Source organism: Pantoea piersonii (genome assembly GCF_003612015.1).
Classification (GTDB): Bacteria; Pseudomonadota; Gammaproteobacteria; order Enterobacterales; family Enterobacteriaceae; genus Pantoea; species Pantoea piersonii.
Genome location: NZ_RARB01000009.1, coordinates 67,754 through 85,990 on the forward strand (window position 1 = coordinate 67,754; position 18,237 = coordinate 85,990).

An 18,237-nucleotide genomic window follows, 5' to 3' on the forward strand; every position below is an offset into this window, starting at 1 on the left:
AAAAACGTGTGACGAATGGGAAACCAACGATAACGCCCGCCAGCGGCGGGCGCAATGGAAAGGGCGGATTACTTAAGCACGTCAGGATTGACGCAGTTCTTTTCCACCTTGCCGGTCAGCGCGGCGATCAGGTTCTCTACCGCATCCTGCGCCATACCGTAACGCGTTTCATGGGTAGCGGAGCCGATGTGCGGCAGCGTTACCACGTTAGGCAAAGAGAAGAGCGGCGATGAGGTCAAGGGTTCCTTCTCGAATACGTCCAGGCCCGCCGCGTGGATCGTGCCCTCTTTCAGCGCGGCGATCAGCGCCTCTTCGTCCACCACCGGACCGCGTCCGGCGTTGATCAGGATGGCGCTCGGCTTCATGAGCTTAAGCTGCGCCGCGCTGATCATATGGTGTGTCTGCTCGGTCAGCGGCAGGCTGATGCAGACAAAATCGCTCTCTTTCAGCAGCGTCTCCAGATCGCAGCGCTGCGCGCTGAAGCGAGACTGCGCCTCTTCATGTTCGCGACGCGCGTTATAAAGCACTTTCATCCCGAAGCCAAAGTGCGCACGCTGCGCCAGCGCCATGCCGATGCGGCCCATGCCGAGAATGCCGAGGGTTTTATGGTGCACGTCGACGCCGAATCTGTCTGGCCCGATGCTTTTGTCCCACTGGCCCGCTTTTACCCATGCGTCCAGTTCGGTCACGCGGCGTGCGCTGCTCAGCACCAGCGCCATCATGGTGTCGGCCACCGTTTCGGTCAGCACCGTCGGCGTATGCATCAGCAGCACATGGCGTTGATTGAGCGCGTCGACGTCGAAGTTGTCGTACCCCACAGATACGGTTGAGCAGGCGCGCAGCTTCGGCATCTTCGCCAGCAGTTCGCCGTCGACCTTGCCGCCAGAGCCGATCAGCCCTTCGGCCTGCGCCAGCGCGTCAGCGTGCTGCTGCTGACTCTCCGGCGACAGATCGCGGATTTCGGTTACGCTGAAGTGGGCGTCAAGCCGGGCGCGCAGGTCGTCCGGCAGGCTTTTATACAGAATCACGGATGGTTTCATCGTTCGCTCCCTGTAAAACGTGTGACGGGCGACACACAGGTCGCCCGGAGAAGAGGGTCAGCGCTTACGCTTTCAGGCGTGTTTCGCACCGTGCAGCGGCGGCGTTTTATTTTCGGTCGGCTTGACGATTAACGTCAGCCACACCGATACCAGCAGCGCTGCGCCCATAAAGATATAGGAGGCTGCCGGACTGCCCGTCGCTCCATTAAGATAGCCGACAATCCAGGAACCGACGAACGATCCCAGCGCACCCATGCTGTTGATCAACGCCATCGCGCCGCCGGAGACGTTGCGCGGCAGCATTTCCGGGATGATGGCGAAGAAAGGTCCGTAAGGCGCATACATGGCTCCGCCTGCAATCACCAGCAGCGCGTAAGAGAGCCAGAAATTGCCGCTACCCACCAGATATGAGCCGAGGAATGCCAGCGCGCCGATCAGCAGCAGCGGCCAGACGAAGAGTTTGCGGTTCTGCATTTTGTCCGACGCCCAGGAGACGACGATCATCGCAATGGTCGCCGCCAGATAAGGCACGGCTGACAGCCAGCCCGCTTCCACCATGCCCATCTGCGTGCCGTTGCGCAGAATTGACGGCAGCCACAGCACGAAGCCATAAACGCCGATGCTCCAGGCGAAATATTGCATGCAGAGCAGAATAACGTTGCGGTTGCGGAAGGCCTCGCCGTAGTTGCGTACCGCCTTGATATTCTCCTGCTCTTTTTTCAGCTGGGCGGCCAGCGCGGCTTTCTCTTCATCGCTCATCCAGCGCGACTGCTCCGGCTTATCCTGCACCATAAACCACCAGGCGACAGCCCAGATTACGGCCGGGATCCCTTCGAAGATAAACATCTCGCGCCAGCCGAACGCGTTAATCAGATAGCCGGATACCACCGACATCCAGAGCACCGTGACCGGGTTACCCAGGATCAGGAAGGTATTTGCGCGCGAGCGTTCCGATTTGGTGAACCAGTTACTGATATAAATCAGCATGGCAGGCATAACCGCCGCTTCCACCACGCCGAGTACGAAGCGGATCGCCGCCAGCATCGGGATATTGCTCACTATGCCGGTCAGCGAAGCGCAGACGCCCCACAGCACCAGACACCAGAAAATCAGTTTTTTCACGCTGCGGCGTTCGGCATAAACCGCGCCGGGGATCTGGAAAAAGAAGTAGCCGAGAAAAAAGAGCGCGCCCAGCAGCGAGGACATGCCTTTGGTAATGCCCAGGTCGTCGTTTATGCCGGCGGCAGAGGCGAAGCTAAAGTTTGCGCGATCCAGATACGCCAGACTGTAGGTGATAAACACGATGGGCATGATATACCACCAGCGTTTCGGCGCGATTGTCTGCGTTTTCATGATGTTCTCCTCTGATATTGCGGTTCCGGATGCAGGCTAATAATCGCCTAACTCGCTGCGTGTCGGCAGCCCTTCGCTGTCGCCGATCACCTGAATCGCCAGCGAACCAATTCTGTTGCCGCGCGTAATCGCCTGCGGCAGCGTTTTACCTTCCAGCAGCGCGCTGATCACGCCGACGGCGAAGCCGTCGCCCGCGCCAACGGTGTCCACCACGTTTTCAACGCGGATCGCCTCGACCTGGCCCTGCTCGCCCTGCGCGGTTTTATACCAGGCGCCGTCGCAGCCGGTTTTAATCACCACCGCTTTTACCCCTTTATCCAGGTAGAAATCGGCGATGGCTTCCGGCTGACGATAGCCGGTCAGGATATAGCCCTCTTTTTCGCCCGGCAGCACCCAGTCGGCGTATTCCGCCAGATGATTGAGCTGCTGACGCATCTCCTCTTCGCTGCGCCACAGTACCGGCCGCAAATTGGGATCGAAAGAGATGGTTTTGCCGCGCGCGCGCATCTCTTTCGCGCTGTGCTTCAGCAGCGCCAGCGAGCTGTCGGAGAGCGCCGCGGCGACGCCGCTCAGATGCAGATGGCGCGCGGCGCCGAAGTAGTCGCTGTTAAAATCGTCAACGGAAAGGTGGCTGGCGGCGGAGCCTTTACGAAAATACTCCACCAGCGGATCGGAGCCGTCGTCGACTTTGGATTTCAGCTGAAAACCGGTGGGATAGCGCGCGTCCTTCGTGACCTGACGGTGGTCGACGCCTTCGCTTTCCAGCACCTGGCAAATAAAGCGGCCAAAGCTGTCGTCGCCGACACGGCTTACCCAGCCCACTTTCAGGCCGAGACGCGCCAGCCCGATGGCGACGTTAAGCTCCGCGCCCGCCGCGCGCTTGATAAAGGTTTCGGCGGCGGCGAGATCGCCGGTTTCACGTGCCACGAACATCGCCATCGCTTCGCCGATGGTGACGACGTCCAGCGTGCCGTTATTCAGAGTAGTCATCTTCTCTCCTTACCGAGTGCGCAGCAGGGATACATAGTGGCGAGTTACCGCCAGCAGATCCTCGCCTTCCAGCGGGAATTCGATGCCGCGCGGCGCGTCGTCCGGCAGCTGTCGCAGCAGCTGACGCCAGTCATCTTTCGCTTCGTCCAGCGCCACCGCGCGATAGCTGTCACCGTGCGGTTCGGCGGCTTTGACGTGAATATAGCGCACAAAACGACCAAGCTGCGCCGCCGCCTCCTGCGCGTTCTCCTGCGTCCAGAGCCAGTTGCCCATATCGAAGGTCATCACCACCGGCAGGCTCTCTCGCTCCGCCGCCTGGAAAAAATGCAGCGTAGGCGCGAGCTTGCCGTTAGTGGTTTGATCGTTTTCTACCGCCAGCTCAAGCGGATAGCGTTCACTGAGCGCGCGCAAATCCGCACCGTGCAGGTCACCGTTAAATCCGCCCAGCGCCAGCTTAAGGCGCTGCGCATTCAGCTGCTGAGCTTCTTTAAGGTAGTTCTCCAGCTGGGGATTTAACGCGCCGTCGTCACAAAACAGCGTGTCGGGTACCGAGTAGCTGGCGCGCAGCTGATGTTGCTGAATAGCATGGGCCAGCGCGGGCAGGTTCGCGAGCGTAGCGGCGTCGAAGAGTTCGCGGCGGATTTCGACGCCGTCGGCGCCTGCCTGCTGGATCAGCGGCAGCAACGCTTGCTGACCGCCCAGCGCGGCGACCTGTTGTTGTCCGTAAGCTGCGGTCACCACAACAATTTCAGCGTTCATCGTCACTCCTCAAAAGCGCATTAAGCAAAATTCACAGAGAAAACGTTAATTGGAACCGGTTCCAAAGCAAAGGAGCAGAGGCTGAAACTATGATCGTGCTCACGAAGCGAGCACGAGAAAGGAGGAAAAAAGGGGGATCAGGGAAGCGGCTGGCTGGAGCCGCGCACCACCAGTTCACCGGAAAAAACCTGCTCTCCGGCAGGCCCGGCATTGCCTTCAATGCGGGCGATCAGTCGCTCCAGCGCCGCATAGCCAATTTGCCAGGTAGGCTGTCTGAGCGTGGTAATGCCGACGCCCGCCAGCGCGGCCCACTCCAGCTCGTCGAAGCCGAGCAGCCCGATATTTTCGCCCCAGCGCAGGCCGACGCGCTGCATAGCGCGCGCAACCTGCAGCGTCATCGCGCCGTTCGCCACCATCACCGCCGCGCGTTTTCCGCGCTGACGCTGTGCGTAGTCGAGCAGCAGCGCATCCAGCGCCGCGGGCTGATGCTGCGGCACCTCCGCGTTTTCATGCGCAATCTGCGGCCAGGCGGCGAGCCGCTGGCGGAAAGCCTGCAGGCGTTCGCGGCGCGTGTTGACGCTGCCCAGCGGCTCGCTCAAAAACAGCAGCGCCTCATAGCCGTTGTCGAGCAGATGCTGCGTGGCGATCTCGGCAGCTTCGGCGTTATTCAGGCCGACCACATCGCAGGCGAAGTCGGGGATTTTTCGATCGATCAGCACCATTGGCAGCAGCGACTGCTGCAGACGGCTCAGTGCTTCTTCGCGCATGCCGACGGCATTTACCACCACGCCCTCGACCTGATAGCTGCTCAGCAGCTGAAGATAGTGCTGCTCCAGATCCACTTCATTGTTGGTGTTGCACATCAGCAGCGTAAAGCCGCGTTCGCGGCAGGCGGCCTCGATACCGCACATGACGTCGACCGAATAGGGATTGGTGATATCCGCGATAATCAGCCCGATCAGACGCGTGCGGCCGCGCTTCAGCCCGCGCGCCATCTGGCTGGGACGGTAGTCGAGCTCGGCTATCGCCTGCTCAATACGGGCTTTTAAATCAGCGGAAAGAAGATGCTGCTCACCATTGAGATAGCGAGAGACGCTGGTTTTACCGGTTCGCGCGCTGCGAGCGACATCGCTGATGGTGGCGCGAGGCGGTCTGTTCTTCATGTCGATACCTGTAAAAAGAGAAACAGGCAGAGACTAGCACAGCCGCTGGCCGTCGCAAAAAGGGCGATCAGCGCGCCGCGCTGTCCAGCCAGGGCTGACGCAGCAGCTGCAGCTGGTCCAGCGGCGCGCCATTAAGCATCTGCACTACCATATCGGCGAGCTGCTCGCCGGTTTCGCGGTCCGAGGCCTGGCGGATTGCGATGACCGGCGCCTCGACGATCGCTTCGCGCGGCAAGCCCTCCCAGGCATACAGGCGAACCGCCTCACTACCGTAAAGCCGGTTCGCCTGCTGTACCGCCAGCGCCGCGCCTTCCGCCAGCGCGCTGCTGTCGGCGATAATCGCCTGAAGCGGCTTCCCCTGCGCCAGCCAGGCGGCGCACTGCTGATAGCCGGCGCGGCGCGACGGCGGCACAGCCACCATATCGACAGGCGTGACGGTGCCCATGGCGTCGAGAAAGCCCTGGCGGCGGTCGCGGACGAAGGTCGTCGCCTCATCGCTGCCCAGCCAGGCGATACGCGTCAGTCCCTGTTGCAGGCAGGCTTCCACCGCCAGGCGCGAGCCGAGGTGATTATCGACGTCAAGCCAGGCGTAGGGCTGCGGCAGGTCGCTGCGACCGAGCGCCAGAAAGCGAAAGTTTTTTTGCTGCAGGCTCAGCAGGCGTTCATCCTGCGGAAGGGTGTGGGTGACGATCAGCGCATCCAGCACCCGGCTACGCAGCAGTCGGGTCAGGGTGCGCGGCCCGTCCTGGGGCTTATCGACGAGCAGCAGCAGGTCGATCTCCAGCTGCGCAAGGCGCTGATCGAACGTCAGCAGCATTTCGCTGAAACGGCAGTCGCTGACAGGCGACGTACTCGCGGGAAAGACTAAACCCACCGCATTGGCGCGGCCGGTTTTCAGACGGCGTGCGGCAGAATTGGGACGATAGCCGCGCCGCTGCGCTTCTGCTTCGACACGTTTGCGGGTCTCCTCCGCCACATCCTCATAGCCGTTTAATGCCCGGCTAACCGTGGTGACGGACAACCCTAATTCGCTGGCGATGGCCTTTAGTGACATGCTGGACGACTCGCTGAACACGTTTATTTTCACGCTAACATAAAGTCTGTTTTGGCACTACAGAATGCATGTCGGCTGAGCGCTTTTGTCGAAATAAGCGCGTAAAAATGCCAGAAAAATAGCAGAGTGATAAAAGGCGCCCCATTGCGGGGCGCTTTCGCATCAGCCAGTGGGGCTGAGGGTGATTTCCACGCGGCGGTTTTGCGCCTTGCCTGCCTCGGTGCTGTTGGTGGCAACCGGGTTATCAGGTCCCAGCCCCTGCGTGCGCAGACGGCCCGCCGCGACGCCCTGCGTAATCAACGCGCTGGCGACGCTCTCCGCACGCTGCTGAGAGAGACGCATATTCAGCGCGCGCGAGCCGGTGCTGTCGGTATAGCCCACCACGTTTACCGCGGTTTTCGGATACTCTTTTAGTACCATGGCGACGCCGGTCAGCGTATTGGCGCCCGCCGCTTTCAGGCTGCTGCTGCTGGAGTCGAAGGTGACGTTATTGGGCATATTGAGCACAATATTATCGCCCTGGCGCGTCACGCTGACGCCGGTGCCGCGCATTTTTTCACGCAGCTTGGCTTCCTGCACATCCATGTAGTAGCCGATGCCGCCGCCCAGCGCCGCGCCGGACGCTGCGCCAATCAGGGCGCCCTTGCCGCGATCTTTTTTCGATGAGGAGAGAACGCCGACGCCGGCGCCCATTAACGCGCCGATTCCCGCGCCGATGCCCGATTTACCGGCCTGCGATTCGTTGGTGTATGGATTAACGGTACAACCTGACAGCGCAAGGCTGCCGCTCAGTAACAGGCAAAGCGTAAGTGATTTTTTATACATGCTCATTCCCTAAATCAAATAAAGACATAACGTCTTTTAAGCGGCGAGATTATGCCGCTTATAATCAGAGAAAGGGTGAGGGAAACTCTTATTTTGCTGAGGTTAAGCGTTAAAGATTGTCAGGATGGCAAAAACAGTCTGTCTGATGATCGCTAATCAGCCCGCAGGCCTGCATAAACGAATAACAGATTGTCGGGCCGACGAATTTAAACCCACGCTGCTTTAACGCCTTCGACAGCGCTATGGCCTGGTCTGACGTCGTAGGCGCTTCTTTATAATGTGCGAAGTGGTGCACAATCGTTTGGTTATCGACAAACCCCCACACGAAACGCGCAAAATCCTCTCCTTTCGCCTCCATTGCCAGGTAAGCGCGCGCGTTAGTGATAACAGCGGCGAGTTTGCCGCGATGGCGTATCAGGCCGCTGTCCATCATCAGGCACGCCAGATCGTCTTCATCCATTAAACCCACCGTCTGAGGATCGAAGGCGTGAAAAGCGCGACGATAGTTTTCGCGTTTTTTCAGCACGGTAATCCAGGAAAGGCCGGCCTGCTGACCTTCCAGACAGAGCATTTCAAACAGCGCCTGCTTATTGGTTTGCGCAATGCCCCACTCCCGATCGTGGTAGGCCAGGTAAAGCGGGTCCTGAGTGACCCAGCCGCATCGTTGCATGTTCAGTATCCCGAAGAAGAGAAAATTTTATGGCGACGCTTGATCTTACGTTCAGCCGGTTAATAGTTATACAGCAGGCGCGATAAAACAGCCCCTTAATAGCGCCGAGTGTTCTCTTCAGCGTCGTCTGGAGTTTTTCATGTTGCAGAAAAGTCAGTGTGCCAGCCAGCGCCTTGCGGCGTTGGGGCTGAGTAGTGCGTTGCTTTTTTGTTCTGCAACGCCCCTGTTTGCCTGGAGCAGCGAGACGTTGTCATCAACGGATGACGGCGCGCGCACGCGTCCCGATTACAACACTATCCTTGCTGAAAAAATTTCCCGAAATCACCTGATTGTCGGTAACGATGCCGATATGAATTTCCTGGACGCGGCGCTGAACCCGACTCAGGGGGCGTTCACGCTGCGCGTCGAGCCTGTGCCGACCGGCAAGCGCTACAGCGCGGGCTGGGATATGCCGCTGGGCGCTTCGCTGACCACCGGACCGGTGGCACAGTATGCGACAGCGCTTGCGCCGCTCAGCTGTCCGCAGTGCGATTTTAGCCGCGACGCCGTAGCGACGCTGGGCTGGCGCGTTGATTCCCGGCTGGGCTGGATCGCGCCCTACGCGCAGCTTAGCTATAGCTACCAGCCGGGCGAAAGCTTTACAGGCGAGGCGCGCGATCGCCTGCCGGATGACGCGGCCGCACGCGAAGAGAGCCGGCTGGACGTCAGTGTCGGCGCAAATATACCGTTAAATCAGAATGTTGCAGCCTTTGCAGCCTTTTCGCAAAGCAGCGCCATTAACAATGGGGAGGAGTTGATTTACAGCCTTGGCGTCAGCGCCAGCTTTTAGTCCGGGGCATAAAATGAGAAAGGGCGAGCAGGCAGCGCCATATAATAAGCGCGCTAATCAAAAAAGTGGTGATAAAATGCGCGAAAATCTCTCAATACTTGGCCGTGAATGCGCGGCTTTTTTATTTGCAACACTCTTCATTGTGCTGATGATGTCGGCTATCTATATCGACGTTAACTGGATGAACAATGCCGTGCACGAGACCTCGCTGACGGAGACGCTACAGGAGATCATGCTCGCCTCCATCGCGGTGATGTTCTTCTGGTCGGCGTACAGGCGTCCCGACCTGCGCGGTGCGCTTATCCTGATCGGTGGCTTCTACAGCTGTATGTTGATCCGCGAGCTGGACTTTGTGTTCGACGTGATTAAGCACGGCAGCTGGGTATGGTTCGCGCTGGCGACCACTGCCGCCTGTCTGGCGCTGGCGCTGCGTTCGCCGCGCGGCACGCTGGACGGGCTGGTCGCTTTCATGACGGATCGCTGTTGGCTGATGACCGTCAGCGGCATGCTAATCGTACTGGTGTTCTCCCGCCTGTTCGGCATGCATCAGCTCTGGCAGCACCTGATGCTGGATGGTTACAACCGCGTGGTGAAAAACATCGCGGAAGAGGGCACCGAGCTGCTGGGCTACAGCCTCTGCTGGCTCGCCTCTACGCGCTATCTGTGGCAAACGCGTCCGGCGCGCATCAGGGCAGCGGCTGCTGAGCGGCTGCAGACGCCGCTTTCCACCAGGACCGCTTCATCCTCCTCGTAACATGCGCCTTTTTTGGCGATCCAGGGCGCTAAAAAAGGTACAATAGAGACTTGTGCGCCGGTGCTCTGCCGGCGCAACGTGCAGGTCAACGTCAGGTTTCATCATGTCAGTCAAAATACTTACTTCTACGCTTATTGGCCTGGATGCCTTTCGTCAGGATCCACGCCAGGCGCTGCAGCAGGCGGAAAACGGCACGCTGGCGGTGCTGGATAATTACGTTCCGGCATTTTACGCCGTGGCGCCCGAGCGGCTGGCGCATCTGCTGGCGCTGGAGGCGGCGACGCAGCAGCCCAGCGATGTGACGCTGGATGACAGTTTATATGACGACCTGCCAGCCGCCTTGCCGACGCCGGTCGGCAAGTTTGCCATGTATTCAGGCTGGCAGCCCGACGCCGACTTTCAGCGCCAGGCCGCTATCTGGGGCGTGGCGCTGAGCGAGCCGGTCACGCCTGCCGAGCTGGCCGCCTTTATTGCCTACTGGCAGGCGGAAGGCCGCCTGTTTCACCATGTGCAGTGGCAGCAGAAGCTGGCGCGCAGCGTGCAGATGAACCGCGCCGCCAGCGGCGGCCAGCCAAAACGCGACATTACGCAAATCAGCAATACTGATTACAACATTCCCGATGGGTTCCGAGGTGAGTAATGAAAACGCCGACCGATCTGTTCAGCCGTTTGAAAAAGATGATGCCCGCCAACGTACAGCCGAAGTTCACCAGCGGTGAAGAGCTGCTGGCCTGGAACCAGGAGCAGGGGCGCCTGCGTTCGGAATCTATCGTGCGTGAAAACCGCGCGATGAAAATGCAGCGCGTAATGGGGCGATCCGGCATTCGCGAGCTGCATATGAACTGCTCGTTCGATAACTATCGCGTCGAGAACGAAGGCCAGCGCAGAGCGCTGACAATGGCGCGTCAGTATGCGGACGATTTTGAGGGCAGCATCGCCAGCTTCGTTTTTTCTGGCCGTCCGGGCACCGGCAAAAACCACCTGGCGGCGGCTATCGGCAACGATCTTATCCTGCGCGGTAAAAGCGTGCTGATCGTGACCGTCGCGGACCTGATGTCCAGCATGAAAGGGACCTTTAGCGGCGGCAGCGACATTACCGAAGAGCGACTGCTGCAGGATCTCAGCACCGTCGATCTGCTGGTGATTGACGAGATCGGCATGCAGAGCGAATCGCGCTATGAAAAGGTGATTATCAACCAGATCGTCGATCGCCGCTCATCCTCGAAACGCCCGACCGGTATGCTCTCTAACCTCGATCCCGCAGGCATGAATACCCTGCTGGGCGAACGCGTAATGGACCGCATGCGTCTCGGCAACAGCATGTGGGTGCGCTTCGACTGGGAAAGTTATCGCAGCCGCGTGCGCGGCGACGAATATTAATCTTCTCTTTTTTGTAGAAAACCGGGCGCGACCCGGTTTTTTTACGCCTTTCGCATTGTGCTGCGACTTGTGTGAAACAGCGCGCAAAAGTGCCAGATAAGGCATGACAATGGGCTGTTACACTGAAAGATACGTTGCCTGTCAGATGAGCGCTATAAAGAACATGAGTAAAGGCCCAGCACTACTCAGACTTAACAATCAGAAGCGCGTGATGACGCAGCTCCGCCGGTTGCGCGTTACCTCGCGTCAGGATTTAGCCCATATATTGTCGCTCAGCAAAAATACGGTTTCGCTGATCGTGGATGAACTGCTGGAAAAGTCGCTGCTTCGGGAGATAGGGCCGATCAGCGTGGCTGCCGCCGGACGGCCGAAGATTGAGATCGCTCTCTGTCCGGAAAAGTTAAAAAGCGCAGGCATTATGGTGGAGCGCAACGCGATTTACTGGCGCGTCTGCGACTACTTTTCGCAGGTAATGGTGGAACAGACGCGTCGCGTCGATACCACGAACCCTAAAAAGCTGCTGGATGAGGTGGCGAACCTGTGCAGCGACCTGGCGGAGAAGCATCCGCAACTGCTGGGCATCGGGCTGGGCTTTCCCGGCATTGTTGATCCAGAGCGCGGCTGGATGCATCTTTCAAGCCAGCTCGGCTGGCAGGATGTCGATCTGCTGACGCCGGTCAGACAAAAGGTGGGTTTGCCGCTGCGCGTGATGAATAACGTCAAGGCGTCGGCGCTGCTGGCGGTTCAGCAGCTTGGGTTGAAAACAGAAAGCAGCCACTTCTATTTGCGTATTGCCGAAGGAACAGGCGGCGCGCTGGTGCAGCAGGGCGAGGTAGTGACCGGCCACAGCTGGACCGCGGGCGAGGCGGGGCATCTTAATGTGCAGCCGGACGGCCCGCGCTGTCGCTGTGGACGTCAGGGATGCGTTGAGGCGCTGATTAGCAAGCCGGCAATAGAGCAGCAGCTGGCGCAGCGTCGTCCCGGTTTAAGCTGGCAGACGCGCAATGAGGCGCCAAAGGTTGTGGATGAGGTGATGCAGCAGGCGGGCAGCTTCCTCGCCAGAGCGATCGGCCAGATTATTTTGCTGCTGAACCCGGCCAGCGTCATTATCGACGCGCCCTGGAATACGCACACGCTGTTTTGCGACACGGTGCGCAAACGTATCGAAACCAGTACGCCCGCCTTCACCTTCCAGAACACGGCGCTGCATTTTTTGCAGACGCGTCTCGATCCGGCTGTGGGGCTGTCGCTGGCGGTGATTGAACAGTTTGAACAGAGGCAGGATTAGAGGGCGGAAGAGGCTGACTGCAGGTTTGGATGTAGGTGGCGGGGAGCGATCGCAATGTTACTCAGGGCTTCCTTGCCCGCTCGTCCCGCGACGCTCCTGTCGCGGGACGCTTTGCTCTTCGCTCCCCGTCGCCTGCGTATCGGCTTTGTCAGCCGTTTGCTGCGGTTACTGCGCGGCGGCTACCGGCGTCGCTGCCAGGGCGCTGTTCGCCGCTGGCGTCATCGGCGTGTAGTCGAGCTGCAGTACGCGGCTGGTTTCCGACAGCTCTTTCTCTGTCGCCGCCACGTTGCCGTTCAGCTTCTGACCGTAAGAAGGGATGATCTCCTTCAGCTTGCTCTGCCAGGCGTCAGACGCCACTTTGTCTTTAAAGACTTTTTCCATCAGCGTCAGCATGATAGGCGCAGCGGTTGATGCGCCCGGCGAAGCGCCCAGCAGCGCGGCGATAGAGCCGTCTTTCGATGCGACCACTTCAGTGCCGAGACGCAGCACGCCGCCTTTCTCCGCATCTTTCTTGATGATCTGCACGCGCTGGCCTGCAATCGCCAGACGCCAGTCCTCTTTCTTCGCCTCAGGGAAGTACTCTTTCAGCGCCGCGAAGCGATCGTCGTCCGACAGCATCAGCTGGCCAATCAGGTATTTCACCAGATCGAAGTTATCCAGGCCGACATGCACCATCGGCATGAAGTTGGAGGTAGTGGTCGCGCTGAACATATCCCACAGCGAACCATTTTTCAGGTACTTGGTAGAGAAGGTCGCGAAAGGTCCAAACAGCAGCACGCGCTTGCCGTCGAGCATACGGGTATCAAGGTGCGGCACCGACATCGGCGGCGCGCCAACAGAGGCCTTACCGTACACTTTCGCCAGGTGACGCTGCACCACGGCCGGGTTATCGGTGACAAGGAACTCGCCGCCTACCGGGAAGCCAGCGTAGTTATCCGCTTCCGGAATGCCTGACTTTTGCAGCAGCGGCAGCGCCGCACCGCCTGCGCCGATAAACACGAACTTCGCGTGCACCACATGCTCGGCGTTGTTGTTGTGCAGATCGGCGATGGTCACGTTCCAGCCGCCATTATCGGCGCGTTTGATATCGCGCACTTCGTGGCCGGTCTCCAGCGAGAAGCGATCGCTTTTCTGAAGCGAAGCCACCAGCTGACGCGTGATTTCGCCGAAATTAACGTCGGTGCCGATAGGAATACGCGTTGCCGCGACTTTTTGCTTAGGATCGCGGCCTTCCATTACCAGCGGGATCCACTTCTCAATCTGCGCGTGGTCTTCTGAATATTCCATGCCGCGGAACAGCGTGCTTTTCTGCAGCGCTTCATAACGCTTATGCAGGAAGTTGACGTTATCGTCTCCCCATACAAAGCTCATATGCGGCGTGCTGTTAATAAAGCTTTTCGGGTTGGTCAATACGCCGCGGTTTACCTGGTAAGTCCAGAACTGGCGGGAAATCTGAAAAGATTCATTAATTTCGACAGCCTTGCTGATATCGATGCTGCCGTCATCTTTTTCCGGGGTGTAGTTCATTTCCGCCAGCGCGGAATGGCCGGTGCCTGCGTTATTCCAGCCGTTGGAGCTCTCTTCAGCGACTTTATCGAGACGCTCAACCATCTCAATATTCCACTGTGGCTCCAGTTCCTGCAAATAGGTTCCCAGTGTGGCACTCATTACGCCGCCGCCAATCAGCATGACGTCGACATTTTTCTGCTCGTCGGCCCAGGCCGCGTGTTGCGCGACCAGCAGCGGCGCGCAGAGAGCCAGAAGTTGTACAATTTTACGCATGAAAAACTTCTCCAACGGCTATCTGTCGATAACCGGCAAGTGACACCGCGCGCCTTCTGCGGAGGCGCTGCGATCTCCATTCAAATTTCAACTCACATCCAGCACGAGCGGTAGTGTGTTAAGTTACAGTTAAAAGCGCGGCGGAATATAACATTCGCAACACATGTTTTAAAAAGAATTACAAATATTGTAACTATTGTAACTTTTGAAAGCGGAAAAAAGCGGAGAAGCAAACGGGCTTATTTAACAGGCAGGGTAAGAGAGAAAAAACAATATTAACCACAAGGCTAAACCGCCCGGCTGCAATAAATAGCGGTTTATTTTATGTCAGCGCGCGGCTTAGCCTTGATAAATCAGCGGTCATTTTACATCACGCTTTCACCATGATGCTGTCGATACTCCTTCGGCGTGGTGGCATAGCTTTTCTTAAATACCGAATAAAAATACTGCAGTGAAGGGTAGCCGCACATCTGAGAAATTTCGTTGATGTTCAGAGAGGAGGAGGCCAGCAGCTCGCGCGCTTTTTCCAGCTTCTCGCGGTGGATCATGGCGTGAATAGTATCGCCGGTTTCATCGCGGAAACGTTTCTCCAGGTTAGAACGCGACAGGCCGATGGCGTCCAGCACCTGCTCCACCTTGATGCCTTTACAGGCGTTGAAGCGAATATAGTGCATGGCCTGAATCACGGCCGGATCGCGCAGCGAGCGGAAGTCGGTGGAGCGGCGTGCAATCACCTTAATCGGCGGCACCAGAATGCGCTGGAGCGGCAGCGGCTGCTTGTCCAGCAGGCGATGAAGCAATTTGGCGGCCTGATAGCCCATCTGCCGCGTGCCCTGCGCCACCGACGAGAGCGCCACGCGCGACAGATAGCGCGTCAGCTCTTCGTTATCGATGCCGATAACGCTTAGCTTTTCCGGCACCGGGATTTTGAGATATTCGCAGGCCTGCAGCAGATGGCGCGCGCGCGCGTCGGTGACGGCGATAATGCCCGTCTGCTGGGGCAGGGTTTGCAGCCAGTCGGCCAGTCGGTTCTGCGCGTGCTGCCAGTTTTCCGGCGCGGTATTCATGCCCTGATAAACCACGCCCTGATAGCGCTCGCGCTGCACCAGCTGACGAAATGCGTGTTCGCGCTCCTGCGCCCAGCGCTTGCCGCTGGAGGCGGGCAGCCCGTAAAAGGCGAAACGGTTAATGCCCTTCTCTTTAAGGTGAAGAAAGGCGCTCTCTACCAGCGCCGCGTTGTCGGTGGCGATATAGTGCACCGGCGGATAATCCTGCTGGCGATGGTAAGAGCCGCCGACGCCGACAATCGGCACCTCGACGTTCGCCAGCAGCCGCTCGATAGAGCTGTCGTCATAGTCGGCGATTACGCCATCGCCCAGCCATTCCCGGATATTATCGATGCGGCAGCGAAAATCCTCTTCGATAAAAATATCCCAGTCGGTCTGCGACGCCTGTAAATATTCGCCGACCCCCTCCACCACCTGGCGGTCATAGACTTTATTGGCATTGAACAGCAACGTAATGCGATAGCGTTTTTCATGCATAGTGGCGCGCTCTCCTGAATCCCAGCGCAATGCATAGCATGGCCGGATGAACAGCAGAAATTGTTTGCGCCAGGTTGTGATCGTCGACGCGATTACACCCGGCGGCGTGTGGCGGTGTCCATCCACACCGCCAGCAGCAAAATTGCTCCTTTAACGATGTACTGCCAGAAGGTGGGCACATCCATCATGCTCATGCCGTTATCCAGCGAGGCCATAATAAAGGCGCCCATCACCGCGCCCGCGACCGAACCCACGCCGCCCGCCAGACTGGTGCCACCGATCACGCAGGCGGCAATCGCATCCAGTTCGGCGATATTGCCCGCCGATGGCGAGCCAGCGCCGAGGCGCGAACTCAGGATCAAGCCGGCGATCGCCACCATCACGCCGTTGATGGCGAATACCGCCAGCTTGGTGCGCGCCACGTTAATGCCCGACAGCCGCGCGGCGTCCAGGTTGCCGCCGATAGCATAGATACGACGGCCAAAAGCGGTGCGCGTCGCCATAAACATACCGCCCAGCAGCAGCAAAGCCAGCAGCAGTACCGGCGTCGGCACGCCGCGATAATCATTCAACAGCCAGATCGCGCCCAGCACCAGGACGGCGGTCAGCGCCTGACGCGCCACCGTACTGCCGGCAGCGGACTGAGTCAGACCGAGCTGCTGACGGCGCAGCCGCAGCCGCCACTGCCACAGCATAAAGAGCGCCAGCCCGGCGATGCCGAAACCGAAGCCGACGCCGTCGGAGAGATAGCTCTGCCCGATCTGTGACATCGCAGGCGTGGTCGGCGCAACCGTTGTGCCGTTGGTGATCCCCACCAGAATGCCGCGGAACGCCAGCATTCCGGCCAGCGTGACGATAAACGACGGCACTTTGCGGTAGGCGACCCACCAGCCGTTCCAGGTGCCCAGCAGCAGCCCCATCAGCAGCGTCACCGCTATCGTCAGCGGCAGCGGCCAGCCGAGCCAGACGTCGAAAATCGCCGCCGCGCCGCCCAGCAGGCCCATCATCGATCCAACCGACAGATCGATCTCCGCTGAAATAATCACGAACACCATGCCGACCGCCAGAATTCCGGTGATCGCGGTCTGACGCAGCAGGTTAGAGACATTGCGCGGGCTGAGCCAGGCGCCGTCGGTGGTCCAGGTAAAAAACAGGGCGATAACCACAATTGCGCCCAGCATTACCAGCACCTGTAGATTAGGCAGCGAGAATTTACCCGGCGACGGCGCGCCCGGCAGCGTGCCCTGACGACTTTCGGTTTTAAGCATAATGTTCACTCCGCAGGGCCGCTTCCATAACTTGCTCCTGAGTCAGGTTGTTATTAATCAGATCGGCTTTGATCCGCCCTTCATGCATCACCAGAACACGATCGCTCAGGCCCAGCACTTCAGGGAGTTCAGATGAGATAACGATCACGGCGATCCCCTGCTGCACCAGACTGTTGATCAGCAGATAGATCTCCTGACGCGCGCCCACGTCGATGCCGCGCGTCGGTTCGTCGAGGATAAGAATTTGCGGGTTCAGCAGCAGACATTTGGCGATAATCGCTTTTTGCTGGTTGCCGCCGCTCAGTCGGCCGATCGCCAGCTCCGGCGAAGAGGTTTTGACCCGCAGTCGCGCGATCGACGCGTTAATAACGTGCTGCTCGCGCGTCTCATCAAGCGGCGCAAAGCGGTGGCTGAACTGGTCCAGCGCCGCCAGGGTAATATTTTTCCCGACGCCCATCAGCGGCACGATGCCATCTTTTTTGCGGTCCTCCGGCACCATCGCGATGCCCTGCGCAATCGCCTGCTGGCAGTCGCGGATCTGCACCTTTTTTTCGTTTATCCAGATATCGCCCTGCCAGCGGCCGGGCCAGACGCCAAACAGGCACTGGACTGTTTCGGTGCGGCCCGCGCCGACCAGCCCGGCAATGCCGAGGATTTCGCCACGCTTCAGGCTGAAGGAGACATCGTTGACGCGGCGCACCTGACGGTTAACCGGATGCCAGGCGGTCAGATGTTCGACGCGCAGCACCGTTTCGCCGATAGTGTGTCGCTGATGCGGATAGAGCGCGGTCAGCTCGCGTCCCACCATCATGGTGATGATGTCATCCTCGCTGAGTCCGGCGGCTGGCCGGGTGGCAATATGCTTGCCGTCGCGGATCACGCAGATGGTATCGGAGATCGCTTTGACCTCGTTCAGCTTGTGCGAGATATAGATGCAGGCGATGCCGTGATCGCGCAGGTTGTGAATAATGCTCAGCAGCACTTCGGTTTCACGCTCGGTAAGCGAAGAGGTCGGCTCATCAAGGATCAGCAGCCGCACCTGCTTGTTCAGCGCGCGGGCGATCTCGACCAGCTGCTGCTGTCCCAGCCCCAGGTCGCCGACCCGGGCGTCGGGCGAGACGTCGAGCTTCACCCGCGCCAGCAGCTGCTGGCAGCGCAGCGTCATGGTTTCGTCATCGACAATGCCGAAGCGGCCCAGCTCCGCGCCGAGAAAGATGTTCTCCATCACCGTCAGCTGGCGCACCAGCGCCAGCTCCTGATGGATAATCACAATGCCCTTGCGTTCGGTATCGCGAATGGTCTGCGCCTGAATCTTCTCCCCGGCGAACTGGATCTCTCCATCGAACTCGCCGTGTGGGTAAAGCCCGCACAGGATTTTCATCAGCGTGGATTTACCCGAGCCGTTTTCGCCACACAGCGACATCACTTCGCCGCTCTCCAGCCGCAGGCTGACGTTATCCAGCGCCTTCACCGCGCCGAAACGCTTGGTGATATTGTTCATTTCCAGCAGCATCGATCTCTCCTCTTCGCGGCGCGCG

Annotated in this window: 17 protein-coding genes; 5 read left to right on the plus strand and 12 right to left on the minus strand. The window is 59.0% G+C overall.

Annotated elements, in window-relative coordinates; genetic code table 11:
- Positions 1-68 precede the first annotated feature (68 nt).
- From ghrB to D7S44_RS19700, 8 genes are all read right to left on the minus strand, one after another.
- Positions 69-1,040 (minus strand): glyoxylate/hydroxypyruvate reductase GhrB, encoded by a 972-nt coding sequence (gene ghrB, locus D7S44_RS19665; protein ID WP_120457757.1) that lies wholly within the window; start codon positions 1,038-1,040, stop codon positions 69-71.
- 72 nt (positions 1,041-1,112) lie between these two features.
- Entirely contained in the window at positions 1,113-2,393 is a 1,281-nt protein-coding gene (locus D7S44_RS19670) for an MFS transporter (RefSeq protein WP_120457759.1), read from the minus strand.
- Positions 2,394-2,429: 36 nt separating this feature from the next.
- The gene (locus D7S44_RS19675; RefSeq protein WP_120457761.1) at positions 2,430-3,383 is read right to left on the minus strand and encodes a sugar kinase; all 954 of its coding nucleotides are present in this window, start codon (positions 3,381-3,383) and stop codon (positions 2,430-2,432) included.
- A 9-nt stretch (positions 3,384-3,392) separates the two neighbouring features.
- Positions 3,393-4,142, minus strand: a complete 750-nt coding sequence (locus tag D7S44_RS19680) for a sugar phosphate isomerase/epimerase family protein (RefSeq protein ID WP_120457763.1) — start codon at positions 4,140-4,142, stop codon at positions 3,393-3,395.
- Positions 4,143-4,279: 137 nt separating this feature from the next.
- The gene (locus D7S44_RS19685) at positions 4,280-5,305 is read right to left on the minus strand and encodes a LacI family DNA-binding transcriptional regulator (RefSeq protein ID WP_120457764.1); all 1,026 of its coding nucleotides are present in this window, start codon (positions 5,303-5,305) and stop codon (positions 4,280-4,282) included.
- 67 nt (positions 5,306-5,372) lie between these two features.
- Positions 5,373-6,359: a LacI family DNA-binding transcriptional regulator gene (locus tag D7S44_RS19690; protein WP_120457850.1), complete on the minus strand. Its 987-nt coding sequence runs from the start codon at positions 6,357-6,359 to the stop codon at positions 5,373-5,375.
- 162 nt (positions 6,360-6,521) lie between these two features.
- Entirely contained in the window at positions 6,522-7,184 is a 663-nt protein-coding gene (locus tag D7S44_RS19695) for an OmpA family lipoprotein (protein ID WP_120457766.1), read from the minus strand.
- Positions 7,185-7,293: 109 nt separating this feature from the next.
- Positions 7,294-7,854: a DNA-3-methyladenine glycosylase I gene (locus D7S44_RS19700; protein ID WP_120457767.1), complete on the minus strand. Its 561-nt coding sequence runs from the start codon at positions 7,852-7,854 to the stop codon at positions 7,294-7,296.
- Positions 7,855-7,993: 139 nt separating this feature from the next.
- On the opposite strand from D7S44_RS19700, the gene D7S44_RS19705 reads away from it, so the two are divergent.
- From D7S44_RS19705 to D7S44_RS19725, 5 genes are all read left to right on the plus strand, one after another.
- Positions 7,994-8,683, plus strand: coding sequence for an autotransporter (locus tag D7S44_RS19705; RefSeq protein ID WP_120457769.1), 690 nt, complete (start codon positions 7,994-7,996; stop codon positions 8,681-8,683).
- 76 nt (positions 8,684-8,759) lie between these two features.
- The gene (locus D7S44_RS19710; RefSeq protein WP_120457852.1) at positions 8,760-9,437 is read left to right on the plus strand and encodes a hypothetical protein; all 678 of its coding nucleotides are present in this window, start codon (positions 8,760-8,762) and stop codon (positions 9,435-9,437) included.
- Positions 9,438-9,540: 103 nt separating this feature from the next.
- Positions 9,541-10,077 carry a primosomal protein DnaT gene (dnaT, locus tag D7S44_RS19715; RefSeq protein ID WP_120457771.1) on the plus strand — a complete coding sequence of 179 codons (537 nt, stop codon included), beginning with the start codon at positions 9,541-9,543 and terminating at the stop codon, positions 10,075-10,077.
- Positions 10,077-10,817 carry a replicative helicase loader DnaC gene (gene dnaC / locus D7S44_RS19720; protein ID WP_120457773.1) on the plus strand — a complete coding sequence of 247 codons (741 nt, stop codon included), beginning with the start codon at positions 10,077-10,079 and terminating at the stop codon, positions 10,815-10,817. The genes dnaT and dnaC overlap by 1 nt, the downstream gene beginning before the upstream one ends.
- A 154-nt stretch (positions 10,818-10,971) precedes the next feature.
- Positions 10,972-12,105 carry an ROK family protein gene (locus D7S44_RS19725; RefSeq protein WP_120457854.1) on the plus strand — a complete coding sequence of 378 codons (1,134 nt, stop codon included), beginning with the start codon at positions 10,972-10,974 and terminating at the stop codon, positions 12,103-12,105.
- A gap of 165 nt (positions 12,106-12,270) precedes the next feature.
- On the opposite strand, the gene D7S44_RS19730 is transcribed toward D7S44_RS19725, so the two are convergent.
- From D7S44_RS19730 to D7S44_RS19745, 4 genes are all read right to left on the minus strand, one after another.
- The gene (locus D7S44_RS19730) at positions 12,271-13,887 is read right to left on the minus strand and encodes a malate:quinone oxidoreductase (protein WP_120457774.1); all 1,617 of its coding nucleotides are present in this window, start codon (positions 13,885-13,887) and stop codon (positions 12,271-12,273) included.
- Positions 13,888-14,252: 365 nt separating this feature from the next.
- Entirely contained in the window at positions 14,253-15,431 is a 1,179-nt protein-coding gene (gene xylR / locus D7S44_RS19735; RefSeq protein ID WP_120457776.1) for a D-xylose utilization transcriptional activator XylR, read from the minus strand.
- A 92-nt stretch (positions 15,432-15,523) separates the two neighbouring features.
- Entirely contained in the window at positions 15,524-16,699 is a 1,176-nt protein-coding gene (gene xylH / locus D7S44_RS19740; protein ID WP_120457778.1) for a xylose ABC transporter permease XylH, read from the minus strand.
- Complete coding sequence (locus D7S44_RS19745; RefSeq protein ID WP_120457780.1) at positions 16,692-18,212, minus strand: xylose ABC transporter ATP-binding protein; 1,521 nt, start codon at positions 18,210-18,212, stop codon at positions 16,692-16,694. The genes xylH and D7S44_RS19745 overlap by 8 nt, the downstream gene beginning before the upstream one ends.
- Positions 18,213-18,237 lie beyond the last annotated feature (25 nt).

What these genes read in the sequence shown, in the direction of transcription:
- ghrB (WP_120457757.1), bottom strand. Translation starts at nt 1,040, where the DNA reads ATGAAACCATCCGTGATTCTGTATAAAAGCCTGCCGGACGACCTGCGC.
- D7S44_RS19675 (WP_120457761.1), bottom strand. Translation starts at nt 3,383, where the DNA reads ATGACTACTCTGAATAACGGCACGCTGGACGTCGTCACCATCGGCGAA.
- D7S44_RS19710 (WP_120457852.1), top strand. Translation starts at nt 8,760, where the DNA reads ATGCGCGAAAATCTCTCAATACTTGGCCGTGAATGCGCGGCTTTTTTA.
- D7S44_RS19670 (WP_120457759.1), bottom strand. Translation starts at nt 2,393, where the DNA reads ATGAAAACGCAGACAATCGCGCCGAAACGCTGGTGGTATATCATGCCC.
- D7S44_RS19680 (WP_120457763.1), bottom strand. Translation starts at nt 4,142, where the DNA reads ATGAACGCTGAAATTGTTGTGGTGACCGCAGCTTACGGACAACAACAG.
- D7S44_RS19700 (WP_120457767.1), bottom strand. Translation starts at nt 7,854, where the DNA reads ATGCAACGATGCGGCTGGGTCACTCAGGACCCGCTTTACCTGGCCTAC.
- dnaC (WP_120457773.1), top strand. Translation starts at nt 10,077, where the DNA reads ATGAAAACGCCGACCGATCTGTTCAGCCGTTTGAAAAAGATGATGCCC.
- xylR (WP_120457776.1), bottom strand. Translation starts at nt 15,431, where the DNA reads ATGCATGAAAAACGCTATCGCATTACGTTGCTGTTCAATGCCAATAAA.
- D7S44_RS19685 (WP_120457764.1), bottom strand. Translation starts at nt 5,305, where the DNA reads ATGAAGAACAGACCGCCTCGCGCCACCATCAGCGATGTCGCTCGCAGC.
- D7S44_RS19705 (WP_120457769.1), top strand. Translation starts at nt 7,994, where the DNA reads ATGTTGCAGAAAAGTCAGTGTGCCAGCCAGCGCCTTGCGGCGTTGGGG.
- D7S44_RS19695 (WP_120457766.1), bottom strand. Translation starts at nt 7,184, where the DNA reads ATGTATAAAAAATCACTTACGCTTTGCCTGTTACTGAGCGGCAGCCTT.
- dnaT (WP_120457771.1), top strand. Translation starts at nt 9,541, where the DNA reads ATGTCAGTCAAAATACTTACTTCTACGCTTATTGGCCTGGATGCCTTT.
- D7S44_RS19745 (WP_120457780.1), bottom strand. Translation starts at nt 18,212, where the DNA reads ATGCTGCTGGAAATGAACAATATCACCAAGCGTTTCGGCGCGGTGAAG.
- D7S44_RS19730 (WP_120457774.1), bottom strand. Translation starts at nt 13,887, where the DNA reads ATGCGTAAAATTGTACAACTTCTGGCTCTCTGCGCGCCGCTGCTGGTC.
- D7S44_RS19690 (WP_120457850.1), bottom strand. Translation starts at nt 6,359, where the DNA reads ATGTCACTAAAGGCCATCGCCAGCGAATTAGGGTTGTCCGTCACCACG.
- xylH (WP_120457778.1), bottom strand. Translation starts at nt 16,699, where the DNA reads ATGCTTAAAACCGAAAGTCGTCAGGGCACGCTGCCGGGCGCGCCGTCG.